The sequence below is a fragment of the Enterobacter cloacae complex sp. 2024EL-00214 genome, assembly GCF_043945575.1.
In the GTDB taxonomy this organism is placed as follows: Bacteria; Pseudomonadota; Gammaproteobacteria; order Enterobacterales; family Enterobacteriaceae; genus Enterobacter; species Enterobacter cloacae_P.
In genome coordinates, this window is sequence record NZ_JBIMRC010000007.1 from 105078 (window position 1) to 126165 (window position 21088).

Genomic DNA, 21088 nt, shown 5'->3' on the forward strand with positions numbered 1-21088 from the left:
AAAGTAAAACGACAATCTTAGATTGTCGTTTTTAGTGTTTGCTCCCTCTCCCTGTGGGTGTACGGTCCGGGGTGAGGGCATCAGACCGCAGAGGTTGGATTTACAACTGCACGACACCCTCATTAGTTCGCAGCCAGCGTGGCGCTTTCAGCGTACCGCTGTAAAACGCCACAAGATCCTGCAATAAATCTCCCGCAATTCTCTCATCACGCGCCGACAAAGTACGGCTCAGCAGCAGCTGCGTTAACAGCTGGCAATATTGCCCAAGCTGATCGCTTTCCGGCTCGAAGAGTGGCACGTCAAGCGGCAGGTCATCCACCGTCAGGCTTGCTTTTACATGTTCAGGAACAGGCTCAAGCAGCGTTGGCTGGAGCAGGGCGAGGCAGGCGGAAAGCCGTCCGCATAGCGCCATCTTTTGTGCCGGATCTTCACATTCAACCAGCACGTCTACGAATCGCTCGCAGTTGTCCGCCAGTTCGGTGAAATCGGTAGTGTGATCGAATGGGGTAGTGAATAAAGAGTGAGAAAAGCCAGGGGTAGTAGTCATATGACCGCCTCCAAAGAGTAGTTTTTATCCACCACTGGAGAGGCTAATCTCGCTGGTGGCGGAACCGAGCAGGGTTAGCCTTACCGGCCTCTTCGGATACCGGTGCGTCTTGCGACGCCCCCGCTCGGCCCACCCTTGGAGTGTAGCTAAGCGCGCGACACAAAAATACTTGTGTCACCGAAGAAGTCTGGCAGGAGGCTAATCCTGACGCCTGATTTTGCAGGCGCGGCAAGAAGATACTGCTTTGCCGATCGGGTGGCAAGAGAGGCTCTGGAAGGCGGCTCGCAAAACGAAGGATTATTTTTGAGGAGTGCGGCCTGATTGCCCTCACCCCGGCCCTCTCCCACGGGGAGAGGGAGCAAACATTAAAAATGGTCACGCAGTGGCCATTTTGCTTTTACCTAGCCCTTCATCCACGCCCGAATGCCATCCAGGAACATCTGCGTTGCCATCATCACCAGAATCAACCCCATCAGGCGCTCCAGCGCGTTCACCCCTTTCTCACCCAGCAGACGCAGGAACAAAGACGACTGCAGCAGAATGATAAACGTCCCGCCCCAGGCGATGAGTAACGCAATCACCAGATGGCTCATCTGATTCGGGTATTGATGTGAAAGCAGCATCAGCGTCGCCAGGATCGTCGGCCCGGCCACCAGTGGGATTGCCAGCGGTACGATGAACGGCTCTTCACCCGCAGGCAGACCGCTACTGCCCCCTTCGGCACTCGGGAAAATCATCTTGATGGCAATCAGGAACAGAATAATCCCGCCGGAAATTGAAACCGTTTCAGCGCGCAAATTCAGGAATGCGAGGATTTTTTCGCCCGCAAACAGGAAGATAAACATCACCAGCAGAGCGATGAGCAGCTCGCGGATCATGATCGCCCGACGGCGCTTCGGCTCGGTGTGCTTCAGCACGGACATGAAGATAGGCAGGTTTCCGAGTGGATCCATAATCAGGATCAACAAAACCGCGGCGGAAATGATTTCACTCATCTTTAAATTATCCCTGATACTTAGTAGTGTTATTCCGATGATTAGCTCTTTTTCTGATTGCCGGGCAATCATCGATTAATTTTGCTTGCAGCTTTGGCAGCATTTTGTAATGTGAAGCATATCCCAGTTCAATACTGGCTTGCACAACAGCACACACCCTCTGCAGGAAAAAATGCTATGAAAAACGTTGGTTTTATCGGCTGGCGCGGTATGGTCGGCTCTGTACTCATGCAACGCATGGTTGAAGAGCGCGATTTCGACGCCATCCGCCCGGTCTTCTTCTCCACTTCCCAGCTTGGCCAGGCTGCGCCTTCCTTTGGCGGCACCACTGGTACGTTGCAGGATGCTTTCGATCTGGAAGCGCTGAAGGCACTCGACATTATTGTCACTTGCCAGGGCGGCGATTATACCAACGAAATCTATCCAAAGCTGCGTGAAAGCGGCTGGCAGGGTTACTGGATTGACGCAGCCTCTTCGCTGCGCATGAAAGACGATGCCATCATCATTCTCGACCCGGTTAACCAGGACGTGATCACCGACGGCCTGAACAAAGGGGTGAAAACCTTTGTTGGTGGTAACTGCACCGTCAGCCTGATGCTGATGTCTCTGGGCGGCCTGTTCGCGCAGGATCTGGTGGAGTGGGTGTCCGTGGCGACGTACCAGGCGGCTTCCGGTGGCGGTGCGCGCCATATGCGTGAGCTGCTGACCCAGATGGGCCAGTTGCACGACAGCGTCGCACACGAGCTGGCAAACCCGGCGTCCGCTATTCTCGATATCGAACGTAAAGTCACTCAACTGACCCGTAGCGGTGAGCTGCCAGTCGACAACTTCGGCGTACCGCTGGCCGGTGGTCTGATCCCGTGGATCGACAAACAGCTGGATAACGGCCAGACCCGCGAAGAGTGGAAGGGCCAGGCCGAGACCAACAAAATCCTCGCCACCGCGAACACCATTCCGGTTGACGGACTGTGCGTACGTATCGGTGCGCTGCGCTGCCACAGCCAGGCGTTCACCATCAAACTGAAAAAAGATGTGTCTATCCCGACCGTGGAAGAGCTGCTGGCTGCACACAACCCGTGGGCGAAAGTGGTACCAAACGATCGCGATATCACCATGCGTGAACTGACCCCGGCTGCCGTGACCGGCACGTTGACCACGCCGGTTGGTCGTCTGCGTAAGTTGAATATGGGGCCGGAGTTCTTGTCCGCCTTCACCGTTGGCGACCAGCTCTTGTGGGGTGCAGCCGAACCGTTGCGCCGCATGCTGCGCCAGCTGGCGTAATAATGTGTTAACTACCGGGGGTGATTTTCACCCCCTTTTTTTGCGTACTACATGGAGTAAAGCGTAGATGTCTTATTTTTTATCTGGAGGAGTAACGTCGTTGGCTATGCTTTAAGGAAGATTGATTTCTCACCTGAGGGTAGGGCGGAGCAGAGAGGATAGGCTGCACCGTTCAGGTCACATTAAAAGTCGTCCGGCGCGCTTAAAAAGGGCGACATAAAAACAGGATGAATACCATGTCTGATCGTGTGGATAGAGACGTGATTAATGCGCTTATTGCGGGTCATTTTGCCGACCCCTTTTCTGTGCTTGGGATGCACCGTACAGAGGTGGGACTGGAGGTTCGGGCACTGTTACCGGATGCTACAGAAGTCTGGGTGATTGAACCCAAAACCGGACGTAAAGTGGGCAACCTGGAGTGTATTGACTCGCGAGGCTTCTTTTCTGGCGTAATGCCCCGTCGTAAAAACCCATTTCGTTATCAGCTCGCCGTTATCTGGCACGGCCAGCAAAATCTGATTGATGATCCCTACAGCTTTGGCCCTCTCTTACAGGAGATGGACGCCTGGCTGTTGTCTGAAGGTACCCATCTGCGACCTTATGAAACGCTGGGTGCTCATGCTGATACGATGGATGGCATCACCGGCACGCGTTTTTCCGTGTGGGCCCCCAACGCCCGTCGCGTCTCCGTTGTCGGGCAGTTCAACTACTGGGATGGTCGTCGTCACCCGATGCGCCTGCGCCGCGAAACCGGCATCTGGGAACTGTTTATCCCCGGCGCACATAACGGCCAGCTCTATAAATTCGAGATGATTGACGCGCACGGCAAGCTGCGGATTAAAGCCGACCCTTACGCCTTCGAAGCGCAGATGCGCCCGGATACGGCCTCGCTGATTTGCGGGCTGCCGGAAAAGATTATCCAGAGCGAAGAGCGCAAGCAGGCCAACCGCTTTGATGCGCCAATCTCCGTCTATGAAGTGCATCTTGGTTCCTGGCGTCGCCACACCGATAACAACTTCTGGCTGAGCTACCGTGAACTGGCCGATCAGCTGGTGCCTTACGCTAAATGGATGGGCTTTACCCACCTGGAACTGTTGCCAGTTAACGAACACCCGTTCGACGGGAGCTGGGGCTATCAGCCTACCGGGCTGTATGCGCCGACACGCCGCTTCGGCACGCGCGATGACTTCCGCTACTTCATCAATGCTGCACATGCCGCCGGGCTGAATGTGATCCTCGACTGGGTGCCTGGCCATTTCCCGTCTGACGATTTTGGTCTGTCTGAGTTTGATGGCACCCGACTGTACGAACACAGCGACCCGCGTGAAGGTTATCACCAGGACTGGAACACGCTGATTTACAACTACGGTCGCCGCGAAGTGGCGAACTACCTTGTCGGGAATGCGCTGTACTGGATTGAGCGTTTTGGCATTGATGCCCTGCGCGTCGATGCGGTGGCGTCGATGATCTACCGCGACTACAGCCGTAAACAAGGGGAGTGGATCCCGAACGAGTTTGGTGGCCGTGAAAACCTGGAGGCGATTGAGTTTCTGCGCAACACGAACCGCATTATTGGTGAGCAGGTTGATGGTGCGGTGACGATGGCGGAAGAGTCGACGGACTTCGCCGGGGTATCCCGACCCGCGTCAATGGGCGGGCTGGGGTTCTGGTACAAATGGAACATGGGCTGGATGCACGACACGCTCGACTATATGAAGCTCGACCCGGTTCACCGTAAGTACCATCACGAGAAGCTCACCTTCGGGATGCTCTACAACTACACCGAAAACTTCATGCTGCCGCTGTCACACGACGAAGTCGTCCACGGTAAAAAATCCATTCTCGATCGCATGCCGGGCGATGCATGGCAGAAATTCGCCAACCTGCGCGCTTACTACGGCTGGATGTTTGCCTTCCCGGGCAAAAAGCTGCTGTTTATGGGCAATGAATTTGCTCAGGGACGCGAATGGAACCATGACGCCAGCCTCGACTGGCATCTGCTGGAAGGCGGAGACAACTGGCACCACGGTGTGCAGCGCCTGGTACGCGACCTGAACCTGACCTACCGCCATCATAAAGCGCTGCATGAACTCGACTTCGATCCCTACGGCTTTGAATGGCTGGTGGTGGACGATCACGAGCGCTCGGTATTTGTCTTCGTGCGCCGTGATAAAGCGGGCAATGAAATTATTGTCGCCAGCAACTTCACGCCGGTTACGCGCGAACATTACCGCTTCGGCGTTAACCAGACCGGTAAATGGCGCGAAATCGTGAATACGGATTCCATGCACTACCACGGCAGCAACGCGGGTAATGGCGGTCTGGTGCAGAGTGATGCCATTGAAAGCCACGGACGCCCGAACTCGATTAGCCTCACGCTGCCGCCGCTGAGTACTATCTGGCTGGTTCGGGAGGGGGAATGACACAACTTACGGCAGGTCAACCCGAACCGCTCGGGGCGCATTTTGATGGAAAGGGTGTGAACTTCACCCTCTTTTCTGCTCATGCGGAGCGGGTTGAACTTTGTGTGTTTGACGGCGAAGGCAACGAGCACCGTTACGACCTGCCGTCGCGTACCGGGGAGACCTGGCACGGCTACCTGGCCGGTGGACGGCCAGGGATGCATTACGGTTTTCGCGTTCACGGTCCGTGGGAGCCTTCACAGGGACACTGGTTTAACCCGGCGAAGTTGCTGCTCGATCCGTGCGCCCAACGTGTGGATGGTCATCTGATCGACGATCCAGTGTTACACATTGGCTACGGTGAACCCGATCACCGGGACAGCGCACCCCTCGCACCAAAAAGTGTGGTGGTCAATGAACTGTACGACTGGGAAGGAGATGAGCCTCCCCGAACGCCGTGGGACCGCACTGTCATTTATGAAGCTCATGTTAAAGGACTGACGAATCTTCACCCGTCGATCCCCAAAGAGATCCGCGGGACCTATAAGGCGCTCGCGCATCCGGTGATGATCGCTTACTTAAAGCATCTGGGGATCACCGCGCTGGAGCTGCTGCCCGTGGCACATTTTGTCAGTGAACCCCGCCTGCAACGACTTGGGCTGAGCAACTACTGGGGCTACAACCCGCTGGCGATGTTCGCACTTGAACCGCGCTATGCAGTGCATCCTGATAAGGCGCGGGATGAGTTTCGTGATGCGGTGAAAGCGCTGCATGAAGCGGGTATTGAGGTCATCCTGGATGTGGTGTTGAACCACAGCGCGGAAAGCGATCTTGATGGCCCCACGCTCTCCCTGCGCGGAATTGATAACCGTAGCTATTATTGGATCAGAGAAGATGGCAATTACTACAACTGGACCGGTTGCGGTAATACGCTGAATCTCAGCCACCCGGCGGTGACGCATTATGCGTATGAATGCCTGAAATATTGGGTAGAAACGTTCCACATCGACGGCTTTCGTTTCGATTTAGCCTCAGTCATGGGACGTACACCCGCCTTCAGCCAGCAGGCACCGCTGTTTGAGGCGATAAAAAACTGTCCGGTGCTCTCACAGGTGAAGCTGATTGCCGAGCCGTGGGACATTGGCGAAGGTGGTTATCAGGTGGGGAATTTCCCGCCGATGTTTGCCGAATGGAACGATCACTATCGCGATGCCTCGCGCCGCTTCTGGCTGGAGCGAAATTTACCGCTGGGTGAATTCGCCGGGCGCTTTGCCGCATCCAGTGACCTGTTTAAACGCGACGGTAAATTACCCTCCGCCACCATCAATCTGGTGACGGCGCACGATGGCTTCACGCTTCGCGACTGCGTTTGTTTCAATCAGAAACACAATGAGGCGAACGGTGAGGAGAATCGCGATGGCACTAACAATAACCATAGCTTTAATCATGGTATAGAAGGATTAGGTGGAAGCCTCGACGTCATTGAGCGACGGCGCGACAGCGTGCATGCACTGCTGACGACATTGCTGCTGTCGCAAGGTACGCCGATGCTACTGGCGGGCGATGAACACGGCCACAGTCAGCATGGTAACAACAATGCCTATTGTCAGGACAACAGCCTGACCTGGCTTGAATGGGAGCAGGCAAACAGCGGCCTGGTGCATTTTACGGCGGCGTTGATCCGCCTTCGTCAGTCCATTCCCGCATTGACGGCAAACCAGTGGTGGGAAGAGGGCGATGGCAGTGTTGTCTGGTTGAACAAAGAGGCTCAGCCGTTGAGCGCACAAGAGTGGCAAAGCGGCATGCCCTGTCTACAAATCCTGCTTTCGGAACGCTGGCTTATCACGTTAAACGCCACGCAGGATGTGGTTAATTTTGTATTACCTGGTGGGGCATGGCATGCCATCCCCCCATTTGCCGGAGAGGATAATCCGGTCGTCATGGCAGTCTGGCATGGGCCTGCGCACGGAGTTTGCGTATTCCAGAGATGATAAAAAAGGAGTTAGTCATGGTTAGATTAGATAAGAACGATCCGTTAATGTTGGCGCGCCAGCTACCATTAAAATCTGTTGCCCTCATACTTGCGGGTGGTCGCGGCACGCGTTTGAAAGATTTAACAATTAAGCGAGCCAAACCTGCCGTCCACTTCGGCGGTAAATTCCGTATTATCGATTTTGCACTGTCAAACTGTCTGAACTCGGGTATCCGCCGTATCGGTGTGATCACGCAGTATCAATCCCACACGCTGGTGCAACACATTCAACGTGGCTGGTCTTTCTTTAGCGAACAGATGAACGAGTTTGTCGATTTGCTCCCCGCGCAACAGCGTGTACACGGTGAAAACTGGTATCGCGGGACCGCGGATGCGGTGACACAAAACCTCGACATCATTCGCCGTTATCATGCGGAATACATCGTGATCCTGGCGGGGGACCATATCTATAAGCAGGATTACTCCCGCATGTTGATTGACCATGTCGAAAAAGGAGCGCGTTGCACCGTGGCCTGCATGCCTGTGCCTGTTGAGGAGGCAAAAGCGTTTGGCGTGATGGCGGTGGACGAGAACGATAAAATTATTGAGTTCGTTGAAAAACCCGCTAACCCACCGTCAATGCCGGGTGATGCCACCAAATCGCTTGCCAGTATGGGTATCTATGTCTTTGATGCCGATTACCTTTATGAATTGCTGGAAGCCGACGACGTGGACGAAAATTCCAGCCATGACTTCGGTAAGGATATCATCCCGAAAATCACCAAAGCTGGCATGGCATATGCACATCCTTTCCCGCTGTCCTGTGTGCAGTCCGATCCGAGTTCAGAACCGTACTGGCGCGATGTTGGAACGCTGGAAGCCTACTGGAAAGCGAACCTGGACCTGGCCTCCGTCACGCCTGAGCTGGATATGTACGACCAGGACTGGCCGATCCGCACGCATATGGAATCGTTGCCTCCGGCGAAGTTCGTCCAGGACCGCTCCGGTAGCCATGGCATGACGCTGAACTCGCTGGTTTCTGGCGGGTGCATTATCTCTGGCTCGGTGGTGGTGCAGTCCGTGCTATTCCCCCGCGTGCGTGTTAACTCATTTTGTAATATCGACTCGGCAGTATTGTTGCCGGATGTCTGGGTAGGGCGTTCATGTCGCCTGCGTCGTTGCGTTATTGACCGTGCCTGCGTCATTCCTGAAGGCATGGTGATTGGCGAAAACGCGGAAGAGGATGCACGTCGTTTCTACCGCTCAGAAGAGGGGATCGTGTTGGTGACACGAGAAATGCTGCGGAAACTGCAGGTCAAACAGGAGCGATAATGCAGGTTTTACATGTGTGCTCAGAGATGTTCCCGTTGTTAAAAACGGGCGGTCTGGCGGATGTCATCGGTGCGTTACCGGCGGCGCAAATTGCTGCCGGTATTGATGCTCGTGTGGTGTTACCCGCTTTTCCTGATATCCGACGTGGCATTCCTGATGCGCAGGTTGTTACCCGCCGCGAGACGTTCGCCGGGCGTATCACCCTGCTGTTTGGACATTACAATGGCGTAGGAATTTACCTGATTGACGCGCCGCACCTGTATGAGCGCCCAGGGAGTCCGTACCACGATACTAACCTGTTTGCTTACCCGGATAACGTGCTGCGCTTTGCGCTGCTCGGCTGGGTGGGCGCAGAAATGGCCAGCGGTCTGGATCCTTTCTGGCGTCCCGATGTGGTACACGCCCACGACTGGCACGCCGGGCTTGCTCCGGCGTATCTGGCGGCGCGCGGCCACCCGGCCAAATCGGTGTTCACGGTACACAACCTGGCGTATCAGGGCATGTATTATGCCCATCATATGAATGACATCGAATTGCCCTGGTCGTTCTATAACATACACGGGCTGGAGTTTAAGGGACAAATTTCCTTCCTGAAAGCGGGGTTGTACTACGCCGATCACATTACGGCGGTCAGTCCAACCTATGCCCGTGAAATCACGGAGGCGCAGTTTGGTTATGGTCTTGAAGGGCTGCTGAGCCAGCGACACCGTGAAGGACGCCTGTCAGGGATCCTGAACGGCGTCGATGAAAAAATCTGGAACCCGGAAACCGATCTTCTGCTGGCTTCACGCTATGGCCGTGATTCGGTCGAAGACAAAGCCGAAAACAAACGCCAGTTGCAAATTGCAATGGGCCTGAAGGTGAACGACAAAGTACCGTTGTTCGCCGTGGTCAGCCGCCTGACCAGCCAGAAAGGGCTGGATCTGGTGCTGGAAGCCCTGCCGGGGTTACTGGAGCAGGGAGGGCAACTCGCGCTGCTCGGTGCGGGTGACCCGGTGTTGCAGGAAGGTTTCCTTGCCGCCGCAGCGGAATATCCGGGGCAGGTTGGGGTTCAGATTGGCTATCACGAAGCGTTTTCGCACCGCATTATGGGTGGTGCAGACGTCATTCTGGTGCCAAGCCGCTTTGAACCTTGTGGCCTGACGCAGCTGTACGGTCTGAAATACGGCACGCTGCCGCTGGTTCGACGTACAGGGGGGCTGGCGGATACGGTTTCCGACAGTTCTCTGGAAAACCTGGCGGATGGTATCGCCAGTGGGTTTGTTTTTGAAGACAGTAATGCCTGGTCGTTGCTACGAGCGATTCGGCGTGCTTTCGTATTATGGTCCCGCCCTTCCTTATGGCGTTACGTTCAACGTCAGGCGATGGGTATGGACTTTAGCTGGCACGTTGCGGCGCAGTCATACCGCGATCTTTATCAACGCTTGATGTAACGAGGCGGAGTCACTGATATGAATGCACCTTTTAGCTACTCTTCACCAACACTCAGCGTTGAGGCGTTAAAGCACTCCATCGCCTACAAGCTGATGTTCACCATCGGGAAAGATCCGGTCATTGCTAACAAACATGAGTGGCTGAACGCCACTCTGTTTGCGGTGCGTGACCGTTTAGTCGAACGCTGGTTGCGCTCAAACCGCGCCCAGCTCTCACAAGAAACGCGTCAGGTTTATTACCTGTCGATGGAGTTTTTGATTGGCCGCACCCTTTCCAACGCGCTGTTGTCGCTCGGTATTTATGACGACGTGAAAAACGCGCTGGAAGAGATGGGGCTGGATTTAGAAGAACTGATTGACGAAGAAAACGACCCGGGCCTCGGTAACGGTGGTCTGGGGCGTCTTGCGGCCTGTTTCCTGGACTCGCTGGCGACGCTGGCGCTGCCGGGGCGTGGCTACGGTATTCGCTATGACTACGGGATGTTCAAACAGAACATCGTTGATGGACGTCAGAAAGAGTCTCCGGACTACTGGCTGGAGTACGGCAACCCGTGGGAGTTCAAACGCCACAACACGCGCTACAAAGTACGCTTTGGTGGGCGTATTCAACAGGAAGGGAAAAAGTCCCGCTGGGTTGAAACCGAAGAGATCCTGGCGGTGGCCTATGACCAGATCATTCCAGGCTACGACACCGATGCCACCAACACGTTGCGCCTGTGGAGCGCACAGGCCAGTAGCGAGATCAACCTCGGTAAGTTTAACCAGGGCGACTATTTCGCGGCGGTGGAAGATAAAAACCACTCCGAGAACGTTTCCCGTGTGCTTTACCCGGACGACTCGACCTACTCCGGGCGTGAGCTGCGTCTGCGTCAGGAGTATTTCCTTGTCTCCTCGACGGTACAGGACATCCTTAACCGTCACTACCAGTTGCACAAAACCTACAAAAATCTGGCGGAGAAAACCGCTATTCACCTTAACGACACCCATCCGGTGTTGTCGATCCCTGAGTTGATGCGTCTGTTGATTGATGAGCATAAGTTCAGCTGGGATGACGCGTTTGACGTGACCTGTCAGGTTTTCTCATACACCAACCACACGCTGATGAGCGAAGCGCTGGAAACCTGGCCGGTGGATATGCTCGGTAAAATTCTGCCGCGCCATCTGCAGATTATCTTTGAGATCAACGACTACTTCCTCAAGACGGTGCAGGAGCAGTATCCGAACGATACCGGCCTGCTGAGCCGTACCTCGATCATTGATGAGTCGAACGGCCGTCGTGTGCGTATGGCCTGGCTGGCGGTGGTGATCAGCCACAAGGTGAACGGGGTGTCTGAGCTGCACTCGAACCTGATGGTGCAGTCGCTGTTTGCCGATTTCGCGAAAATCTTCCCGACGCGTTTTTGCAACGTGACCAACGGCGTTACGCCGCGCCGCTGGCTGGCGCTGGCAAACCAGCCGTTGTCTGAGGTGCTGGATGCCAACATTGGTCGTACCTGGCGGACGGATTTAGGTCAACTGGGCGAGCTTGAACAGCACATTGATTTCCCGACGGTGAACAAAGCCGTGCGTGAAGCCAAGCTGTTAAACAAAAAGCGGCTGTCGGTCTGGCTTGCGCTGCACCTGAATGTGGTGGCTAACCCAAAAGCGCTGTTCGATGTGCAGATCAAGCGTATCCACGAGTACAAACGCCAGTTGATGAACGTGCTGCATGTGATCACTCACTACAACCGTATCAAGGCCGATCCGACGCTGGACTGGGTACCACGCGTGAAAATCTTTGCCGGTAAGGCGGCTTCTGCCTATTACATGGCGAAACACATAATTCACCTCATCAACGATGTCGCGAAGGTGGTGAACAACGATCCTGAGATTGGCGATAAGCTGAAAGTGGTGTTTATCCCGAACTACAGCGTGAGCCTGGCGCAGCTGATCATTCCGGCGGCGGATCTCTCTGAGCAGATCTCAACGGCCGGTACGGAAGCGTCCGGAACCAGTAACATGAAGTTTGCCCTCAACGGCGCGCTGACCATCGGCACGCTGGACGGTGCTAACGTCGAGATGCTGGAGCATGTGGGAGCGGATAACATCTTTATCTTCGGTAATACAACGGAAGAGGTGGAGGAACTGCGCAAGCAGGGCTACAAGCCGCGTGAGTGTTACGAGCAGGACGATGAGTTGCGCCAGGTGCTGACGCAGATCGCCACCGGATTGTTCAACCCAGAAGAGCCGGGCCGCTACCGTGACCTGGTGGATTCGCTGATTAACTTTGGCGATCACTATCAGGTGCTGGCGGATTATCGCAGTTATGTGGATTGCCAGGACAAGGTGGACGAACTGTACCGTCACCAGGAGAAGTGGACCAGTGCCGCGATGCACAACATCGCCAATATGGGGTACTTCTCGTCGGACAGAACCATCAAGGAGTATGCCGAGACTATCTGGCATATTGATCCGGTACGGTTGTAAAAACAAAACGGCAACACAAGTTGTAATGCTGGTCAGTTAAGCACTGTGGATAATTCCGTTCACCTTAATATCTGCAGAAAATAATACGCTCACAACCTGTGAACGGGATAAGGGGGCCACCGCGGCCCCCTTATCAATCCCCGCGGCCCCGCAGAGAAATCGGTGCTTCGCACTGCGCTCACCTCCCGACCCGCTGCCTGCGGTCGGCTCGACTCAAGATTACTCGTCCCATCCCTGGGACTCGCCCCTTCGGGGCCAACGCAAGCGTTGTTCAAAATTGCTCCCGGCAATTTTGTCCTGTCTCGTTTCGCCTCTGGCCGCCATCCCTGGCGTCCAGCCTTTGTCATCCGGTCTCTGGTTCGCCGATTTCAGCGGGGACTCAACATCCGTGCCACATTCAGGCGATGAAGAAGGTTAAGGGGGCGCGATAGCCCCCTTAACACGTTCACCGCAGCGGATTATGCAGGTAGCAGGAATGTCTGAGTGAACGGAACGATACCACTGAAATAACAAAGTGCCCTGGTGTCGCTTAACTGTCTGGCATTACAACCGAGGTTGCCGTTTTTACTGTTTGCGGCCATCTCCTGATGGGAGAGGCCGCACTAATTTACATCACGACGCCAACGACAACTCACGCTTCCCCGCGTTTTGCAGCAGCCACTGTGCAACGCGAGACTGTTGTTCGGCATCCAGCCACATCCCTTCTTTGGTACGACGCCAGATGGCATCATCCAGGCGGCGAACCCATTCATGTTCGACCAGATAACGCAGCTCGGCTTCATACAGCTCGTGGCCAAAATGTTCGCCCAGGTCGGCAATCTCTTTCGCTTCCCCGAGGATCCATTCGGTATTGCTACCGTAGGTGCGGGCGTAATGGCGCGCCATTGATTCAGTAATGAAGGGGTAGCGACGACGCAGTTTCGCGGCATAATCATCGCGGTTGCCACCGATATCACCACCAGGCAGTACCGCGCCTTTCGTCCATGCCGGGCCAATACCTTTGTAGTACGGCACCAGTTTTTCCAGCGCGTGTTCGGCCAGTTTACGGTAAGTGGTGAGTTTGCCACCAAACACCGACAGCAGTGGTGCCTGACCGTCTACGTCATGAATATCGAGCGTATAGTCGCGGGTGATAGCCTGCGGTGAGTCAGATTCGTCATCACACAGCGGACGCACACCGGAATAAGTCCAGACCACGTCATTACGTGCCAGCTGTTTCTTAAAGTGCGCGTTATACACTTTCAGCAGGTAGTTCACTTCGCTCTCGTCAATCTCGACGTTTTTCGGGTCGCCTTTGTACTCCACGTCGGTGGTGCCGATGATGGAAAATTCGTCCATCCACGGGATCACAAACACAATGCGCTTATCTTCGTTCTGCAGAATGTAGGCCTGTTTCTGGGTATGCACGCGAGGCACAACAATGTGGCTGCCTTTGATCAGACGGATACCATAAGGTGAAGGCAGGTGCATTCCCTCGTCAAAGAACTGTTTCACCCACGGACCGGTGGCGTTCACCAGGCCGCGCGCTTTCCAGCTGAACTTCTCGCCGGTGTCCACGTCTTCCGCTTCGACAATCCACAAGCCGTTTTCACGACGGGCAGCGGTGGCGCGGGTACGGGTTTTCACTTCGCCACCTTTCCTCTCTACCATCTGCGCATTGGCCAGGACCAGGCGCGCATCGTCCACCCAGCAGTCGGAATATTCGAATCCGCGCACGATTTCAGGCTTAAGTACCGATTCTGAGCCAAAACGCAAACCATTCGAACCTGGCAGGCTGGTACGTTTCCCCAGGTGATCGTACATAAACAGACCAATTCGGATCATCCATGCCGGACGCAGGTGTGGACGGTGTGGCAGGCGGAAGCGCATTGGGATCGCCAGGTGCGGAGCCATCTTCAGCAGCACTTCACGTTCGGCCAGTGCTTCACTGACCAGGCGGAATTCGTAGTGTTCCAGGTAGCGCAGGCCACCATGGATCAGTTTTGAGCTGGCGGACGATGTCGCACAGGCGAGATCGTTAGCTTCCAGCATCAGTACGGATAATCCGCGTCCTGCGGCATCGACCGCAATCCCGGCACCGTTGATGCCACCGCCTATCACAATCAGATCTTTGGTTTCCATGTCACCCTCACGCACTTTCGTTAAAGCTCAAAAATGTTCGATATCGCTCATAATAGCAAAGGAACGCGCTTTTGGTAACATCAAAAAAACAATTTAGAGTGATATGGATAACATAATGGCGTTTACCTGCCGCCAGGACGTACACTACGGGGTAAAATAGTGCCGTTGACCAATGTAAAGAGAACACCATGGATCACTTTGAATGTATTAACGTAGAAGAAGCCCATCAGAAGATGCACCAGGGAACGGCGGTGCTGGTGGATATCCGTGATCCGCAGAGTTTTGCGATGGGCCACACGCCGGGCGCGTTCCACCTCACCAACGACACGCTGGGTGCGTTTATGCGTGATAACGACTTCGACACGCCGGTAATGGTGATGTGCTACCACGGCAACAGCAGTAAAGGGGCGGCGCAGTATCTGCTCCAGCAGGGCTACGACGCGGTGTACAGTGTCGATGGTGGTTTCGATGCCTGGCATCGTCATTTCCCGGCAGAAGTTGAGCACGCGTTTGGCGGCTAAAACCATTCGCTCTATACTGTTCCCCTTTGTGTGGAAATAAGCGACCGCTGCTCATGTTGATGATCACCTCTTTTACCAACCCGCGCGTCGCCCAGGCGTTTGTCGATTATATGGCGACGCAGGGCGTCATCCTGACCATTCAACAACATACTCAGACCGACGTCTGGCTGGCGGACGAGAGTCAGGCCGTACGAGTGAATGCAGAGCTGGCGCGTTTCCTGGAGAACCCTGGCGATCCGCGCTATCTGGCGGCAAGCTGGCAGTCCGGCCAGACCGGCAGCGGGTTGCACTACCGTCGTTTTCCTTTCCTTGCCACCATTCGCGAGCGCGCAGGCCCGTTTACGCTGCTACTGATGGCCGCCTGCATTATCGTCTTCATTATTATGAATGTGGTGGGCGACCAGAGCGTGATGATCGCCCTGGCGTGGCCGTATGATCCCTCGCTGGAATTTGATGTCTGGCGCTATTTTACCCATGCGCTGATGCACTTCTCGGTGATGCATATTCTCTTCAACCTGCTGTGGTGGTGGTATCTCGGCGGTGCCGTGGAGAAGCGTCTGGGCAGTGGCAAACTGATTGTTATTACAATTATCAGTGCCTTGTTAAGCGGCTATGTGCAGCACAAATTCAGCGGCCCGTGGTTTGGCGGTTTATCTGGTGTGGTATATGCCCTGATGGGCTACGTCTGGCTCAGAGGCGAGCGCGATCCTGCCAGCGGTATCTATTTGCAACGCGGGTTGATAACCTTTGCATTAATATGGTTAATTGCCGGATGGTTTGATTTGTTTGGCATGTCTATCGCCAACGGTGCGCACGTTACCGGGCTGGCCGTCGGGCTGGCGATGGCCTTTGCCGATACGCTTCATGCGCGAAAACGAACATAATTTCCAGGGATATTTGATGAAACAAACACAACGTCATGACGCCATTATCGAACTGGTAAAAAAACAGGGATACGTCAGTACCGAAGAGCTGGTGGAACAGTTTGCCGTCAGCCCACAAACCATCCGTCGTGACCTGAACGACCTGGCCGATCAAAACCGTATTCTGCGCCATCACGGCGGCGCGGCGCTGCCGTCCAGCTCGGTTAACACCTCCTGGCATGACCGCAAAGCAACGCAAACGGCAGAGAAGGAGCGCATTGCCCGTAAAGTGGCAAGCCAGATCCCGAACGGTGCGACGCTGTTTATTGATATCGGCACCACGCCGGAAGCGGTCGCCCATGCGCTGCTGGAACACGAGAACCTGCGCGTGGTCACCAACAACCTGAACGTGGCGAATACCCTGATGCAGAAAGATGATTTCCGCATCATCCTCGCGGGCGGCGAATTGCGCAGCCGTGACGGCGGTATTATTGGTGAAGCGACGCTCGATTTTATCTCTCAGTTCCGCCTCGATTTCGGCATCCTGGGGATCAGCGGTATCGACAGCGACGGCTCGTTGCTGGAGTTTGATTATCACGAAGTGCGCACCAAGCGGGCCATTATTGAAAACTCACGTCATGTCATGCTGGTGGTGGATCACTCCAAGTTTGGTCGTAACGCGATGGTGAATATGGGCAGTATCAGTATGGTCGATGCGGTCTATACCGACGTGATGCCGCCAGCAGGCGTGATGCAGGTGATTAAGGATAATAATCTGCAGTTAGAGTTGTGTTGAAAAGCCTTTCTCCCTCTCCCTGTGGGTGTACGGTCCGGGGACATGGTAGACAGGTGTTCGGGGACATGGTGAACACTTTTTAACATCCTTTACCTATGGTGATCGACTTTTTCTTCAGGTCGATCACCCCCACTTTCGTGCTGTACCACCACACGTCATAACAGCCGTCTTCCTGTGTTTCCCTCAGCCCTACCCGTTCCCCCTGAACGCCTTGCCTGCGCTCAGACTGACTCCTTTCACGCTCAGCTTCCCGCTGATATCGACTTTCCTGACCATCACCCCCTCATCGTATTCCGGTGGGATTGTGTTGCCGTTGTACTGCCGTGCGGACGGCTGATACCGGGAGGCCGGAACGTTCATACCCAGCGCCTCGTGCGGTCGTTCAAGGTTATAGACGGTGCGCCAGTGTTCAAATGCACGCTGCAGTTCACCGCTGTCCGCGAACCACTTCCCCTGCAACACTTCCGCCTTCAGGCTGCGGTGAAAACGCTCCAGCTTGCCCTGTGTCTGCGGATGATATGGCCGGGAGTGCCCCACCCGGATACCCAGGCGCATCAGCCACAGCTCCAGTGCCGTCCAGATGCCGGTGGTGTCGCCCCACGGCGCTCCGTTATCCATCGTCATCCTGTCCGGCAGACCGTAGCGTTCAAACACGCTGACCAGTTGCTGCTGTACGGTCTCACGCCGTTCATCGGTGCAGTGTGCCAGGCACAGGGAAAAGCGGGAGTGGTCATCCAGCAGGGTGAGCGGATGACAGCGGCCACCACCAAAGGGAAAGTGTCCCTTAAAATCCATCTGCCAGAGGCGATTGGGCGCATCATGTTCGAACCGCCCTGAGGCCGGAATGCCCGGTGAAACGCCCGGCAGCAGACCGTGGCGGGCCATCAGGTTATGGACGGTGCTGAAAGCGGGCATGCAGTGCCCCAGGTCTTCCAGCCAGCGCTTAATCTTGCGTGCGCCCCAGCGTTCATGACGGTCATGTGCCATGCGCAGCAGAGCTGTGATGTCATCAGATGAGCGGTTCGGGGAATGATGAGGTATACGGGGCCGGTCCAGAAGGCCGGATGCGCCTTCCTGAGCCCAGCGCTGAAGCCACTTATAGCCGGTGGCAGGCGAAATGCCGTAGTGACGGCACAGGGAACGGATGTTCGCCCCGTCCTGCGAGGCAAACAAAACAAACTCGGTACGTAATGATATGGTATCTCTCGCATCCCAGGGCATAAGTGACTCCATAAACGGGTTCTTATGCCTTAGTTGTAAGTGTCTACCATGTCCCCGAACAAGTGTTCACTATGTCCCCGGACTGTACAGTGGGAGAGGGCCGGGGTGAGGGCATCAGGCCGAACAGACCTTAAACCCCGTACCCCATCATCTTCAGCAATTGCTGCGCATGTTGTACGGCATCCTGACGATGTGCCACACCCAACTTCTGGTACAAATTGCGGATATGCGTTTTGATGGTGGTTGCCGCCACCGCCAGCTCACCGGCAATCTGCTCATTGCTGTAGCCTGAATAGATCAGCCCCAGAACCTGCCATTCACGCTGGGTGAGTGGGCTGGTGCGGATAAGTTCCGGCACTTCAGGGTGATTCAGCAGGCGTTCAACAAAGTTCTCATCAAAGTGCGCAAACTTGTGGCGATGATGCTGGTTAATTTCACGCAGAATACGCTGTGCGCGATGCTGATCCAGCTCTGGCAGCGTATTGAGCTGAATAAGCTGACGCAGTTGTTGCGCCATCACTTCGCCTTCAATCACAAAGTGGCTGATAAACCCGGTGCGGTTAGCCAGCTGCAATGCTTCCAGCAACACTCGCTGGGCATCATTTTTACGCCCAGCCTGCCAGTAGAGCTGATTAAGCAACAGCAGGTTACGGTTTAGATCGCTCATCAGACGCAGGCTGCGGGCATTTTCATTCAGCTCTTCCAGCACAATCTCGGCTGGTTCAAAATCACCGAGCAGGATCTGCACGCGGGCAATGTTCCGCCACTGGCTTTGCAGGAAGTGGTTGTTAGCGAATGCCGGTTTAGGCGTCTGGCGTAGCCAGTTGGCGGCAGATTTTTTGTCGCCGGTCATTTGCCAGTAAACGACCCGTACCTTATCGGCGTTCGAAACCCAGTCGCAATGGTACTGGCCGTTACCGAGCAGGTTTTCCAGGCGGTTAAGGTGGTTGCGGGCGTTATCCAAATCCCCGCGTGCCAGCGAGCACTGCACCAACAGCGCGAGACATTGTAACTGCTGCTGTGGCTGGAAACCTGAGAGCACGTCAACACCCTGGCGGGCGCAGCTTTCTGCCTCATCCAGACGCGACCACGCCCACAGCAGCTGAGCGCGAATACGTAACAGGAACTCGTGCATTGGCAGCTGTTCCAGATGTTGTTCACGAACGAGCTGGAATGCTTTTTCCTGATTTTCCCAGGCGGCTTGCAGGAACCCCTGAGCAAATAAAATTTCACTTTGCTGGATCAGGCTCCATAACGCGTAGTGCCAGACATCATGGCGACGTGCCATCTGTTCGGTTTGTTGCATCAGCGACAGGGAACGCGTCAGGTCACCTTTGCAGTGCAGGACTTCACCGTGTACTGAGGTGGCAACGATGCGGCTGTAGAAGTTTGCCAGCGGCAGCTCATCAAGAGCAACCATCGCCAGGCGCTCCGCCTCTTCCGGGTCACCCGCGTTAATTGCCACCTGTGCGCGCAGCGCGTTAAATTCACCGTGCAGCGTGATATCCATTTCACTTTCCATCTCCTGCTCGGCGCGCGCCAGCAGGGTATTCACTTCGCTGTAGCGATGCTGGCTTTGCATCAGCCAGGCCTGCAGGAGCACAAGACGTGGGTTCTCCAGCAGGCTTTCCCACGGCAGGGCTTTTAATGACTCTTCAAGCAGCGTCAGTTCGCTGTGGTTAAATAAGCCCCATGCATGGTTGAGCAGGATATCGCGTAGCATGCTGGCATCACCGGCAGCCAGCGCGTGGTGGATTGCCTCGCTCGGGAAACCTTGCGCCATCCAGCTTTCGGCGGCAGCGCGGTGGATCTCCGGCAACTCGACGGCAAGCTCCCACTGACAACGCTGGCGCAGGAAGCTGCCAAACAGCGGGTGATAGCTAAACCATTCGCCAGGATCGTCCATGCGCGTCAGGAACAGGCCCTGACGTTCAATCTCTTCGAGCTGGAGCTGGCCGTTCTCGCTGCCGGTCACGCGCACAATCAGCGCGTCGTTCATGGAACGCAGCAGGGAACTTTTTAGCAGGAAATTACGGGTAGAAGGATCGACGCTGTCCAGTACCTCATCCACCAGATAATCGGACAGATGGCTGGCGTTAATACCCGCCAGGCGACGCGCAGACTGATGCGTCGGGCTTTTGTTTTGCCGGGCAGACAGGGCAATCAGCTGCAGCGCTGTGGCCCAGCCTGCAACATCATCGCACAGGCGGCTGCTTTCGGAGGCCTCAATGGGTGAGGTCAGACGGCAGTCAAAGAACTGTTTGGCTTCCTGGTGGGTAAAGGCCAACTGCTGGCTACCCACTTCCAGTAGCTGATCGCGTACGCGCAGGTTGGCAATACCCAGCTGCGGCAGGTTACGCGACAGTACGACCAGGGTCAGGTTTTCCGGCTGATGGCGCAGGAAGAAACGCATCGACTCGTGGATAACCGGGTTGGTGATCAGATGATAATCATCAATCACCACATACAGCGGACGATGCCATTCGGCCAGTTCAATAAACAGCTGTGAAAAAAGCGAGGACAGACTGGCGTACTGGCGCTTTTGCACCATTACCTCACTGGTCGTGCAGTGTCCATTGGTTGCCTGTTGAATGGCGGCAACCAGATAGCTGGCAAAACGCTCTTGCTGGTTATCGCCCTCGTCGAGGGAGTACCAGCCAAGATCGCTCTTACCTGCGGCCCATTGCGAAATGAGCGTTGTTTTTCCATAACCTGCAGGGCTCGTAACCAGCGCCAGTCGGAAATTATGCGCGCCGGAAAGTTTAGCCAACAGACGTTCGCGGACCACTGTATGGTCAAGACGAACCGGGCGACTTAATTTTGACGGAATCAACATAGTTTTCACTTCACTGTGGGGAACGAGGGAATCTATTTTTTTTGCGCTTCGTAATTAATAGCTATAAGGTCGGCCAGAAAGAGAACTATTGCAAGTTATGTCTGGGTTTTGTGGCTGTGAATTTGCACTCTGTCACAAAACATTCCACCTGGAACCGGAACTTTTTAGAATGGCCCGAATGCCGCGTGGATGCTGGATTACGTACATTCAGTGCGGGTACGCTGAAACTGGTTTCATAAAGGTATAATGACGCCAAAGTTAATAAAGTTTCGGTAAAGTTGAGAGGGATTAATAGTGTTCTG

At 55.1% G+C, this 21088-nt stretch carries 13 protein-coding genes and 1 pseudogene; 9 read left to right on the forward strand and 5 right to left on the reverse strand.

The features are described from left to right. Positions 1-100: 100 nt before the first annotated feature. On the reverse strand, positions 101-547 hold the full coding sequence (locus ACHHZ6_RS10295) for a hypothetical protein (protein WP_182272919.1): 447 nt from the start codon (positions 545-547) through the stop codon (positions 101-103). A gap of 401 nt (positions 548-948) precedes the next feature. Next, positions 949-1542, reverse strand: coding sequence for an NAAT family transporter YhgN (yhgN, locus tag ACHHZ6_RS10300; protein ID WP_014833576.1), 594 nt, complete (start codon positions 1540-1542; stop codon positions 949-951). Positions 1543-1719: 177 nt separating this feature from the next. Here yhgN and asd point away from each other — a divergent pair, with 177 nt between their 5' ends. The 6 genes from asd (at position 1720) to glgP (ending at position 12428) form a co-directional block, all read left to right on the forward strand. Beyond that, positions 1720-2823 carry an aspartate-semialdehyde dehydrogenase gene (gene asd / locus ACHHZ6_RS10305; protein ID WP_182272918.1) on the forward strand — a complete coding sequence of 368 codons (1104 nt, stop codon included), beginning with the start codon at positions 1720-1722 and terminating at the stop codon, positions 2821-2823. A gap of 236 nt (positions 2824-3059) precedes the next feature. Next, on the forward strand, positions 3060-5246 hold the full coding sequence (glgB, locus tag ACHHZ6_RS10310; protein ID WP_182272917.1) for a 1,4-alpha-glucan branching enzyme: 2187 nt from the start codon (positions 3060-3062) through the stop codon (positions 5244-5246). Further along, positions 5243-7216, forward strand: a complete 1974-nt coding sequence (gene glgX / locus ACHHZ6_RS10315) for a glycogen debranching protein GlgX (protein WP_395122184.1) — start codon at positions 5243-5245, stop codon at positions 7214-7216. The genes glgB and glgX overlap by 4 nt, the downstream gene beginning before the upstream one ends. A gap of 17 nt (positions 7217-7233) precedes the next feature. Further along, positions 7234-8529 carry a glucose-1-phosphate adenylyltransferase gene (glgC, locus tag ACHHZ6_RS10320; protein ID WP_182919062.1) on the forward strand — a complete coding sequence of 432 codons (1296 nt, stop codon included), beginning with the start codon at positions 7234-7236 and terminating at the stop codon, positions 8527-8529. Beyond that, the gene (gene glgA / locus ACHHZ6_RS10325; protein WP_182272914.1) at positions 8529-9962 is read left to right on the forward strand and encodes a glycogen synthase GlgA; all 1434 of its coding nucleotides are present in this window, start codon (positions 8529-8531) and stop codon (positions 9960-9962) included. Before glgC ends, glgA begins: the two co-directional genes overlap by 1 nt. A gap of 18 nt (positions 9963-9980) precedes the next feature. Beyond that, the gene (glgP, locus tag ACHHZ6_RS10330; protein ID WP_182272913.1) at positions 9981-12428 is read left to right on the forward strand and encodes a glycogen phosphorylase; all 2448 of its coding nucleotides are present in this window, start codon (positions 9981-9983) and stop codon (positions 12426-12428) included. 612 nt (positions 12429-13040) lie between these two features. On the opposite strand, the gene glpD is transcribed toward glgP, so the two are convergent. Next, positions 13041-14549 (reverse strand): glycerol-3-phosphate dehydrogenase, encoded by a 1509-nt coding sequence (gene glpD / locus ACHHZ6_RS10335; RefSeq protein WP_182272912.1) that lies wholly within the window; start codon positions 14547-14549, stop codon positions 13041-13043. A gap of 188 nt (positions 14550-14737) precedes the next feature. Between glpD and glpE the strand changes: the two genes are divergently transcribed. From glpE to ACHHZ6_RS10350, 3 genes are read left to right on the forward strand one after another with little or no spacing between them, the layout of a single operon-like run. Continuing rightward, positions 14738-15070 (forward strand): thiosulfate sulfurtransferase GlpE, encoded by a 333-nt coding sequence (glpE, locus tag ACHHZ6_RS10340; protein ID WP_182272911.1) that lies wholly within the window; start codon positions 14738-14740, stop codon positions 15068-15070. Between the two features lie 53 nt (positions 15071-15123). Then, positions 15124-15954, forward strand: a complete 831-nt coding sequence (gene glpG / locus ACHHZ6_RS10345; protein ID WP_182272910.1) for a rhomboid family intramembrane serine protease GlpG — start codon at positions 15124-15126, stop codon at positions 15952-15954. Between the two features lie 16 nt (positions 15955-15970). Beyond that, a complete protein-coding gene (locus tag ACHHZ6_RS10350) occupies positions 15971-16729 on the forward strand; it encodes a DeoR/GlpR family transcriptional regulator (protein ID WP_182272909.1) in 759 nt (252 codons plus the stop codon). A 79-nt stretch (positions 16730-16808) separates the two neighbouring features. Here the strand turns inward: ACHHZ6_RS10350 and ACHHZ6_RS10355 are convergent. Further along, positions 16809-17962 (reverse strand): annotated as a pseudogene (locus tag ACHHZ6_RS10355) (IS481 family transposase). A gap of 118 nt (positions 17963-18080) precedes the next feature. Further along, positions 18081-20786 carry an HTH-type transcriptional regulator MalT gene (malT, locus tag ACHHZ6_RS10360; RefSeq protein ID WP_395122185.1) on the reverse strand — a complete coding sequence of 902 codons (2706 nt, stop codon included), beginning with the start codon at positions 20784-20786 and terminating at the stop codon, positions 18081-18083. Between the last annotated feature and the right edge of the window lie 302 nt (positions 20787-21088).